The organism is Rhodopseudomonas faecalis (genome assembly GCF_003217325.1).
In the GTDB taxonomy this organism is placed as follows: Bacteria; Pseudomonadota; Alphaproteobacteria; order Rhizobiales; family Xanthobacteraceae; genus Rhodopseudomonas; species Rhodopseudomonas faecalis.
The window spans coordinates 1-9,135 of sequence record NZ_QJTI01000042.1; the positions used below are offsets into that span (position 1 = coordinate 1).

The 9,135-nt window shown below is 65.3% G+C and carries 8 protein-coding genes and 1 pseudogene; 5 read left to right on the forward strand and 4 right to left on the reverse strand.

The features are described 5' to 3' along the window. Positions 1 to 239 precede the first annotated feature (239 nt). The 3 genes from BJ122_RS18560 to BJ122_RS18570 all read right to left on the reverse strand — a co-directional run bounded on the left by BJ122_RS18560 (position 240) and on the right by BJ122_RS18570 (position 4,579). Positions 240 to 1,022, reverse strand: a complete 783-nt coding sequence (locus BJ122_RS18560) for an alpha/beta fold hydrolase (RefSeq protein WP_110782776.1) — start codon at positions 1,020 to 1,022, stop codon at positions 240 to 242. Between the two features lie 3 nt (positions 1,023 to 1,025). Then, positions 1,026 to 2,321 (reverse strand): O-acetylhomoserine aminocarboxypropyltransferase, encoded by a 1,296-nt coding sequence (locus BJ122_RS18565; RefSeq protein WP_110782777.1) that lies wholly within the window; start codon positions 2,319 to 2,321, stop codon positions 1,026 to 1,028. Between the two features lie 128 nt (positions 2,322 to 2,449). Continuing rightward, entirely contained in the window at positions 2,450 to 4,579 is a 2,130-nt protein-coding gene (locus BJ122_RS18570) for a S9 family peptidase (protein ID WP_110782778.1), read from the reverse strand. 134 nt (positions 4,580 to 4,713) lie between these two features. Between BJ122_RS18570 and BJ122_RS18575 the strand changes: the two genes are divergently transcribed. The 5 genes from BJ122_RS18575 (at position 4,714) to BJ122_RS18595 (ending at position 8,741) form a co-directional block, all read left to right on the forward strand. After that, the gene (locus BJ122_RS18575) at positions 4,714 to 5,589 is read left to right on the forward strand and encodes a dihydrodipicolinate synthase family protein (RefSeq protein ID WP_110782779.1); all 876 of its coding nucleotides are present in this window, start codon (positions 4,714 to 4,716) and stop codon (positions 5,587 to 5,589) included. Between the two features lie 94 nt (positions 5,590 to 5,683). Further along, the gene (locus BJ122_RS18580; protein WP_110782780.1) at positions 5,684 to 6,286 is read left to right on the forward strand and encodes a LemA family protein; all 603 of its coding nucleotides are present in this window, start codon (positions 5,684 to 5,686) and stop codon (positions 6,284 to 6,286) included. 22 nt (positions 6,287 to 6,308) lie between these two features. After that, a complete protein-coding gene (locus BJ122_RS18585; protein ID WP_110782781.1) occupies positions 6,309 to 7,187 on the forward strand; it encodes a TPM domain-containing protein in 879 nt (292 codons plus the stop codon). 1 nt (position 7,188) lies between these two features. Further along, on the forward strand, positions 7,189 to 7,686 hold the full coding sequence (locus BJ122_RS18590) for a TPM domain-containing protein (RefSeq protein ID WP_110782782.1): 498 nt from the start codon (positions 7,189 to 7,191) through the stop codon (positions 7,684 to 7,686). A gap of 173 nt (positions 7,687 to 7,859) precedes the next feature. Next, positions 7,860 to 8,741, forward strand: coding sequence for a hypothetical protein (locus tag BJ122_RS18595; protein ID WP_110782783.1), 882 nt, complete (start codon positions 7,860 to 7,862; stop codon positions 8,739 to 8,741). Between the two features lie 226 nt (positions 8,742 to 8,967). Here BJ122_RS18595 and BJ122_RS19945 read toward each other — a convergent pair. Beyond that, a pseudogene (locus BJ122_RS19945) lies at positions 8,968 to 9,135 on the reverse strand (IS110 family transposase); the annotation flags it as partial.

Genomic DNA, 9,135 nt, shown 5'->3' on the forward strand with positions numbered 1-9,135 from the left:
GGCGACGTCGCCGCGCGCTTTGGCCGGTGGCCACCGGCCAAAGCGCTTCGTCGCTTCCATCGCACATCTCCGTCGATGGGCAGATACAAGGGGGCTTATAAATTCAGCCGAGCGTCTCGATGTGCGGCGATGCCCCCTCACCCCACCCCTCTCCCCGCACGCGGGGAGAGGGAGCAGGCTGTGCAGGGCGCAGGCGCTGAGCGTGATGACGCCAGCAGGATGGAGGACTTCAAGAGTTCTCACCCGCGCAAGGCTTGCAGCAATTCCTCCGGGCGTTCGCTCATCATGGTGTGGCCCGCGCCGGGGATCACCACCACGCGGGCGTTGCGCAGCGCCGCGGCGAGCGCGCGGCCGGCCTTGGCCGGGGTCATCATGTCGCGTTCGCCGATGATCACCGTGGCCGGTGCTTCGACCTTGGCGGCGGCAGCCAGCGCGCCTTCATAGGCATTGCAGGCCGACAGATCGTTGAACAGCACGCCGGGCTTGTTCGCTTCCAGCACGCGCAGCGCGCAGCCATGCATCCACAGCCCCGGCGCGAGATTGCCGCCGATTTCCGCGCTCGGACCGAGGCCCCAGATCGTCATCATGTCGAGGACGTCCTGGCCGTTGTCCTGCGCCGCCTTGAGCAGATCGGGGCTGACGGTCATGGTCGCCGAAGTGCCGATCAGCCGCAGCGCCGCGACCCGCGCCGGATGACGCGCCGCGGTCTCCAGCGCCACCAGCGAGCCCATCGAATGGCCGATCAGCTCTGCGGTGGTGGCATCCACCGCCGCGATCAGCGCCGCGATCCAATCGGCCATATCGCCGATGGTCGGCAACGGCGCGCCGCCGCTGCGGCCATGGCCGGGCAGGTCCGGCGCTAGCACCGAAAAACCGTGATGGGCAAACCAGCGCGTTTGCAGCGCCCACACCGAATGGTCGAAGCCGGCGCCATGAATGAACAGCACGGTCGGCAGCTTGGGATCGAACGGCTGGCCGCCGGTGGCAACGAAGGTGTCGATGCCGTTGACGTTGAGTTTCATCGCTCACCCCTTCTGCGAAACGCGCAGCGCCTGGCCGAGATCATCAATGATGTCGGTCGCCGATTCGAGGCCCACCGACAGCCGCACCAGCTCCTCGCCGACGCCGGCGGCCTTAAGTTGCTCGGCGCTCATCTGCTGATGGGTGGTGGAGGCCGGATGGATCACCAGCGTCTTGGCATCGCCGACATTGGCGAGATGGCTGGTGAGCCGCAGCGCTTCGATGAATTTGCGCCCGGCGGTGCGGCCGCCCTTGATGCCGAACGACACGATCGAGCCGGCGCCGCGCGGTAGCAGCTTTTTGGCGAGTTCATGATCGGGATGGCTGTCGAGCGAGGGATGCAGCACCCACTCGACCGCTTTGTGTGCGGCCAGGAAGTTGATCACCGCCGCGGTGTTGGCGATGTGGCGATCCATGCGCAGCGCCAGCGTTTCGACGCCCTGCAATAGCTGGAACGCATTGGTCGGCGACAGGCACGCGCCGAAATCGCGCAAACCTTCCATGCGCGCGCGGATGATGAACGCCGGCGGGCCGAATTGTTCGTCGAACACGATGTCGTGGTAGCCGGCATAGGGCTCGGTCAGCGTCGGAAATTTGCCAGAACCGTGCCAATCGAACCTGCCGCTATCGACGATCACGCCGCCGATCGCGATGCCATGGCCGCCGATCCATTTGGTCGCCGAATTCATCACGATGTCGGCGCCATGTTCGATCGGCCGGCACAGGTAAGGCGTGGCAAAGGTGTTGTCGATCAGCAGCGGAATTTTCGCCTCATGGGCAATCGCGGCCACCGCGGGAATGTCCAGCACTTCGAGGCCGGGATTGCCGATGGTCTCGCCGAGCACCAGCTTGGTATTCGGCTGGATCGCTGCTTGCAGCCCGGCATGGTCGCGCGGTGCCACAAAACTGGTGGTGATGCCAAAGCGCGGCAGCGTGTGGGCCAGCAAGTTGATGGTGCCGCCATAGAGCGAGCTGGACGCGACGACATGATCGCCGGCACTCAGCAGCGTCGCGATCGCCAGATGCAGCGCCGCCATGCCGCTCGCGGTAGCCACCGCGCCGACGCCGCCTTCCAGCGCCGCCAGCCGTTCTTCCAGCACCGCGGTCGTGGGATTGGAGATGCGCGTATAGAGATGGCCGGGCCGCTCGAGGTTGAACAACGCGGCGGCGTGGTCGGCGTCTTCAAACAGATAGGACGTGGTCTGATAGATCGGCACCGCGCGCGAGCGCGTCAGCGGATCGGGCTGCTGGCCGGCGTGCAGACTGAGCGTTTCAAATCCAGGTGGTTTTGGTGCGGGCATGCTGTGCCTGTTCTCTGTTGTTCGTTGCTGTCATTGCGGGGAGTGAAGCAATCCAGGCGGTTTGTACAAGGCTGGATTGCTTCGTCGCTGCGCTCCTCGCAATGACGGGGAGAGTGTTGTTATGGGCGTTATGCCATGGTTTCCTGCGGCGCGTCAGCCAGCCCGACCGCCCACAGCGCAAAGGCGTAGACGATCGCGACTTCATCGAGCCGCTTGAAGCGGCCGGAGGCGCCGCCATGGCCGGCGCCCATATTGGTGCGCAGCAGCACCGGGCCGCCGCCGGTCATGGTGGCGCGCAGCCGCGCCACCCATTTCGCCGGCTCCCAATAGGTGACGCGCGGATCGGCGAGCCCGCCCATCGCCAGGATCGCCGGATAGTCCTTGGCCGCGACATTGTCGTAAGGCGAGTACGACAGGATGGTTTTGAAATCGGCCTCGCTCTCGATCGGATTGCCCCATTCCGGCCATTCCGGCGGCGTCAGCGGCAGGCTGTCGTCGAGCATGGTGTTGAGCACGTCGACGAACGGCACTTCGGCGACCAGGCCCGCGAACAATTCGCCATGGCGGTTGGCAACGGCGCCCATCAGCATGCCGCCGGCGCTGCCGCCATGGCCGACGATCCGCTTTGGCGCGGTGTAGTTGTTGGCGATCAGCGCGCGCGCCGCGGCGGCGAAATCCTCAAAGGTGTTGGTCTTCTTGTCGCGCTTGCCGTCGAGATACCAGCCCCAGCCCTTGTCGGCGCCGCCGCGGATATGGGCGATGGCATAGACAAAGCCGCGATCGACCAGCGACAGCCGGCTGGCGGAAAACGCCGCGTCCATCTCATAGCCATAGGAGCCGTAGCCATAGAGCAGCAGCGGCGCGCGGCCGTCGCGCTGAAAATCCTTGCGGTGCAGGATCGACACCGGCACTTCCGCGCCGTCATGCGACAGCGCCATGATCCTGGTGGTGACGTAGTTCGCCGGATCGTGACCCGAGGGGATTTCCTCGCGTTTGCGCAGCACGCGCTGCCGGGTGACCATGTCGTAGTCATAGACCTCGGACGGCGTCGTCATCGACGAATAGGCGATGCGCAGATTGGTGGTCTCGAATTCATAGCCGCCGAGGCTGTCGAGCGAATAGGCGCTCTCGGCGAAGGCGATCGCGTGCTCCTCATCGGTGGCCAGATCGCGGATCACAATCGAGGGCAGCGCATTGGCGCGTTCCAGCCGCGCCAGATGGCCGGCATAAAGCTCGAAATCATCGACATAGATGCCGGGCCGATGCGGGATCAGATCACGCCAATTGGCGCGCTGCGGCGCGTCGAGCGGCGCCAGCACGATCTTGAAATCGATGGCATCATCGGCATTGGTCAGAATGAACAGCTGATCGCCGCGGTCGCCGAGCGAATATTGAATGCCTTCTTCGCGCGCCGCCACCAGCCGCGGCTTGGCGTCCGGATCGGCGAGATCGATCAGCCAGAGTTCGGAGGTTTCATGGTCGCCGCCGGCGATCACACAGAACCGGCCGGAGGAGCTTTCATGGATGTGGGTGAACCAGCCCGTGTCCTTTTCCTCATAGACCAGCGTGTCCTCGGCCTGCGGCGTGCCGAGCCGATGGCGCCAGACCTGCATCGGCCGGTGGTTGTCATCGAGTTTCACGTAGAAGAACGCCTGCGAGTCCGCGCTCCACACCACGCCGCCATCGGTTTCCTCGATCACGTCGATCGCGCTGTCCTCGCCGGTCGCCCAGCTGCGGATCCGCACCGTGAAATATTCCGAACCCTTGGTGTCGGCGGCCCAGGCGCACAGCGCGTGATCGAGCGAATGGCGCACTTCGCCGAACCGGAAGTAGTCATGGCCGGCGGCAAGCTGATCGCCGTCCAGCAGCACCTGCACCTCGCCGCCATCGCGCGGCATCCGGCAATGCAGCGCATGCTGGCCGCCGTCGCGGAATTTGCGGAAGTAGGCAAACGGCCCATCCGGTGCCGGCACGCTGGAATCATCTTCCTTGATACGGCCGCGCATCTCGGCGACCAGCTTGCGCTGCAAATCGCCGGTGTGGCCGAGCAGCGCTTCGGTGTAAGCGTTCTCGGCTTCGAGATAGGCGCGGATATCCGGATCGAGCACCGATGGATCGCGCAGCACCTCCTGCCAGTTCGGGTCCTTCAGCCAGGCATAGTCGTCGGTCAGCGTGATGCCGTGGGTGGTGAAGCTGTGCGGACGGCGAGCGGCGATCGGAGCGGTCGGCGGAACGGCGGAGGCGGCGGGGCGATTCATGGCGATCCGTGGTCGAGAGGGGAAATTGCTGCGGCGAGAGTTGCCGGCGGCTCAAGCTTAGCGCCTTGCGCGCATGGGGCATAGCGTGAGAAAAGCCGCAGAAATTGCGGGCGGAATACGTATCGAGGGCGGGCATGAACGATTTCCACGGCGTCTTTCCTTATCTCGTGACCCCGATCGACGGCAGCGGCCGGGTGCGCAGCGATGTGCTCGGCCGGCTGTGCGATGATCTGATCAAGGCCGGCGTGCATGGCCTGACGCCGCTCGGCTCAACCGGCGAGTTCGCCTATCTCGATCAGGCGCAGCGCAGCGCGGTGGTGCAAGCCACCATCGAAGCCGCGGCCGGCCGGGTGCCGGTGGTGGCCGGCGTCGCCTCGACCTCGACCGCCGATGCGGTGGCGCAGGCCAAACATTATCAGTCGCTCGGCGCGAGCGGCATTCTGGCGATCCTGGAGGCGTATTTTCCGCTCAAGGACGCACAGATCGAAGATTATTTCCGTGCGATCGCCGATGCGGTCGATCTGCCGGTGGTGATCTACACCAATCCGCAGTTCCAGCGTGCCGACCTGACGCTCGATGTGGTGGCGCGGCTCGCCGCCCATCCGCGCATCGGCTACATCAAGGACGCCTCGACCAACACCGGGCGGCTCTTGTCGATCATCAATCGCTGCGGCGACGACATCAAAGTGTTTGCCGCCTCGGCGCATATCCCGGCGGCGGTGATGCTGATCGGCGGCGTCGGCTGGATGGCCGGCCCGGCCTGCATCGTGCCGCGCCAGAGCGTGGCGCTTTATGAGCTGTGTGTCGCCAAACGCTGGGGCGAAGCCCTGGCGCTGCAAAAGCGGCTGTGGCGCATCAATGAGGCGTTCGCGCGCTTCAACCTCGCCGCCTGCATCAAGGCCGGGCTGGCGATCCAGGGCTACGAGGTTGGCGATCCGGTGCCGCCGCAGGCGCCGCTTAGTGCCGAAGAACAAAAAATCGTGGCCGCGGTGCTGGCCGAGCTGGCCTGAGCGCAGCCTGGTTGCGCGAGAGCTGTTGCCAACGCCGCATCGATCGTTATCGAATGCCGCTATCATGGCGACCGGATCGCTACAGGAGGATGGAATGCGCAAGCTTCTCACGGTTCTCGCGGCGCTCGCGACGTTGAGTCTGAGCAATTGCGGCTACAACACCATTCAGAGCGAGGACCAGCAGGTCAAAGCGAGCTGGTCCGAGGTGGTCAATCAATACCAGCGCCGCGCCGATCTGGTGCCGAACCTGGTCAATTCGGTGAAGGGCTTTGCGCAGCAGGAGAAGGACGTACTGCTCGGCGTCACCAATGCCCGCGCCAAGGTCGGCAGCGTGCAGGCCTCGCCCGAGGTGCTGAACGATCCGGCCGCGTTCCAGAAATTCCAGGCGGCGCAGGGCGAACTGTCGAGCGCGCTGTCGCGGCTTTTGGTGGTCACCGAAAACTATCCGCAGCTGAAATCCGACGCGCTGTTCAAGGATCTGATGGCGCAGCTCGAAGGCACCGAGAACCGCATCACCGTGGCGCGCAACCGCTACATCAAGGCGGTGCAGGCCTACAACGTCACCGTGCGCTCGATCCCGACCAACTTCACCGCGCTGTTGTTCGGCTACAAGGAAAAGCCGAACTTTGCGGTGGACAACGAGAAGGAAATCTCCACCGCGCCCAAGGTCGATTTCACGCCAGCTCCGGCGAAGTAACATCACACGCGGAGCTTCGGCGATGAGCGTCGTCCGCTCGACCGTGCTGGCGCTGCTGCTCGGCTTCACCGTGATCGTCGCCGCGCTGGCGCAGGTCGCGGTGCCGCCGCTCAGCGGGCGCGTGGTCGACACCACCGGCACGCTCGATCCCTCGGTGGTGGCGCGGCTTGAGCAGAAACTCAAGGCGTTCGAGACCCGCAAGGGCAGCCAGATCGCCGTGCTGCTGCTGCCCTCGACGGCGCCGGAGAGCATCGAACAGTTTTCGCTGCGCGTCGCTGAAGCCTGGAAGATCGGCCGCAAAGCGATCGATGACGGCGCGATTTTGCTGGTCGCCAAGACCGACCGCAAGCTGCGCATCGAAGTCGGCTATGGCATCGAAGGCGCGCTCAATGACGTCACCGCCAAGCGCATCATCGATGAGATCATCACGCCGCGCTTCAAGGCCGGCGACTTTGCCGGCGGCATCGAGGCCGGCGTCGATCGCATGATCAGCGTCATCGATGGCGAACCGTTGCCGGTGCCCAAGCCGCAGCAGGAATGGCAGCATGGCGTCAGCTTCGATTTCGATCTGTTGATCCCGCTATTGTTCGGCGCGCTGGTGTTCAACTCGGTGCTGCAGGCGATCTTCGGCCGGCTGCTGGCCGCGCTGCTGACCGGCGCCGGGTTCGGCATCGCGTTCTGGCTGCTGGCGCAGTCGCTGCTGATCGGCGCCATTGCCGGCGTGATCGGTTTTCTGGTGGCGCTGGTGATCGATCTCGGCAACTGGTCCGGTGGTGTCGGCACCTGGAGCAGCGGCCGCTCCAGCGGCGGCTGGTCGGGCGGCTCGTCGTCGTCGAGTTCCGGCGGTTTTAGCGGCGGCGGTGGCAGTTTTGGCGGCGGCGGCGCTTCGGGGAGCTGGTAGCATGGGCATAGCGCGCATCACCAAACACCTGATCGTGCATCGCTGGCAGGTGCGAAAGCTGTTTCCGCCGCCTGTGCTGGAGCGGATCGGCCGCGCGATCACCGCCTGCGAGGCCAGCCATCGCGGCCAGATTCGCTTTGTGGTGGAAGGCGCGCTCGACGGTGCGCCCTTGTTCCGCGGCCAATCGGCACGCGAACGCGCGCTCGATGTGTTTTCACAGTTGCGGATCTGGGACACCGAACACAACAACGGCGTGCTGATCTATCTGCTGCTCGCCGATCGCGATGTCGAGATTATTGCCGATCGCGGCATCAATGCCCGCGTCGGCTCTGGCGGCTGGGAACAGATCTGCCGGGCGATGGAGGCGCAGTTCCGCCAGAACCGTTTTGAAGAGGGCGTGATCTTCGGCATCCGCGCGATCGGCAAGCATCTGGCGCAGCATTTTCCCGGCGATGGCGAGGATGCCAACGAACTGCCGGACGCGCCGGTGGTGCTGTGAGGTAACGGCCGCGCCGCGGCGTGATTGCCGCATTTCGGCCCGCAATCGGCACTACGCCGCAGGGGCGATCGGCCGCCGGGGCAATCCTAAAATTTTGGTAACCCGCGGCCGAAGTAACGGATTCGCAAGCAGTAAGAGTTACCAAAACGTCAATTGAGACTGGAGATTGCGACGTGAGTGCATTTCAGGGCGAGCCTTCCAGTGTTGACGCCGGCACGGATGCGGCCAATGAGGCGAAGTCTGCGGCGCAGCCGCCTGCCGATACCGGCAAGCCGGCCGAACCGCCGCGGCTGACCCATCAATCAGCCACCGACGCACAGCCTGAGCGCAGCGATGACAAGCGCAGCGGCACCGTGACCATTCTGTCGCCGCGCGAACGCGAGTGGGATGGTTCGCTCGGCTCGGCGCCGCGCGATGAGGATGCGCAGCCATCATCGGCCGGTGGCAAGCGCCGCATCGCTGCAATGGCCGCGGTGGTGGCGATTGCCGTGATCGGCGGTGTCGCGGGCGGCGCGCTCGCGACCGCGGGCTTCAACCGTCCGGCTGCGGATGACAGCGCCGCGGCTGCCGCCAAGCAGATGCAGACGCTGAGCCAGGAGATCGCGCGGATCGACGCCGATCTGGCCGCTCTGAAAACCTCCGCTGATCAGCTCACCAAGCAGAGCAGCGCGCAAAGCAGCAAGAGCAGCGATCGTTTCGAAAAGCTGGAAAAGGCCCAGGCCGACGTCGCGGCCAAGCTCAGCAAGCTCGGCGAGTCGGTTGATAAGCTGAGGCCCGCGCCGGTGGCGGCTGCGCCCGCCGCCGCTGCGCCGAAGGAAACCACCGGCTCGATCGCCGCGGCCGCGCCGAAGCCGGAGGTCGGCCGGTTGCCGACTGTCGATGGCTGGGTGCTGCGCGAAGTCGCCGATGGCGGCGCGGTGATCGAAGGCCGCCAGGGCGCGTTCGAGGTGTTCGCGGGCGATCCGGTGCCGGGTCTCGGCCGGGTCGATGCCATCCGCCGCCAGGACGGCCGCTGGGTCGTGGTCACCAGCCGCGGCTTGATCGTCGCCCGCTAAGCGGCTTTTTGATTGGCGCGTCCTTGATTGGCGCGTCCTGCGCGCCAACGTCTTGCTGCTCCTGCACCGTCATTGCGAGGAGCGAAGCGACGAAGCAATCCAGCAGCGCAGTGACTGCCCTGGATTGCTTCGCTGCGCTCGCAGCGAAGGGGATAGGCTCAGTTGCAAGAATTGGACGCCCTGGGCGTCATTCCGGGGCGCGCGGAGCGCGAACCCGGCGACTGTCTCAGGTGTCAAGGGTCTTACCTTGATATGGCGTGTCGGCTTTGACGAGTGCGTTGGCTGTGACGAGCAGTTTTCGGGCGATTGCGATGAGCGCGACCTTTCCGGGTTTTCCTTGCAGGCGAAGGGCGTTGTAGTCGTCGCGGAGCTTGGGGTGGTGGCGGGCGGCGAC

Coding starts and splice junctions, on each gene's coding strand:
- BJ122_RS18590 (WP_110782782.1), top strand. CDS start 7,189: ATGGGCATAGCGCGCATCACCAAACACCTGATCGTGCATCGCTGGCAG.
- BJ122_RS18565 (WP_110782777.1), bottom strand. CDS start 2,321: ATGCCCGCACCAAAACCACCTGGATTTGAAACGCTCAGTCTGCACGCC.
- BJ122_RS18585 (WP_110782781.1), top strand. CDS start 6,309: ATGAGCGTCGTCCGCTCGACCGTGCTGGCGCTGCTGCTCGGCTTCACC.
- BJ122_RS18570 (WP_110782778.1), bottom strand. CDS start 4,579: ATGAATCGCCCCGCCGCCTCCGCCGTTCCGCCGACCGCTCCGATCGCC.
- BJ122_RS18580 (WP_110782780.1), top strand. CDS start 5,684: ATGCGCAAGCTTCTCACGGTTCTCGCGGCGCTCGCGACGTTGAGTCTG.
- BJ122_RS18575 (WP_110782779.1), top strand. CDS start 4,714: ATGAACGATTTCCACGGCGTCTTTCCTTATCTCGTGACCCCGATCGAC.
- BJ122_RS18560 (WP_110782776.1), bottom strand. CDS start 1,022: ATGAAACTCAACGTCAACGGCATCGACACCTTCGTTGCCACCGGCGGC.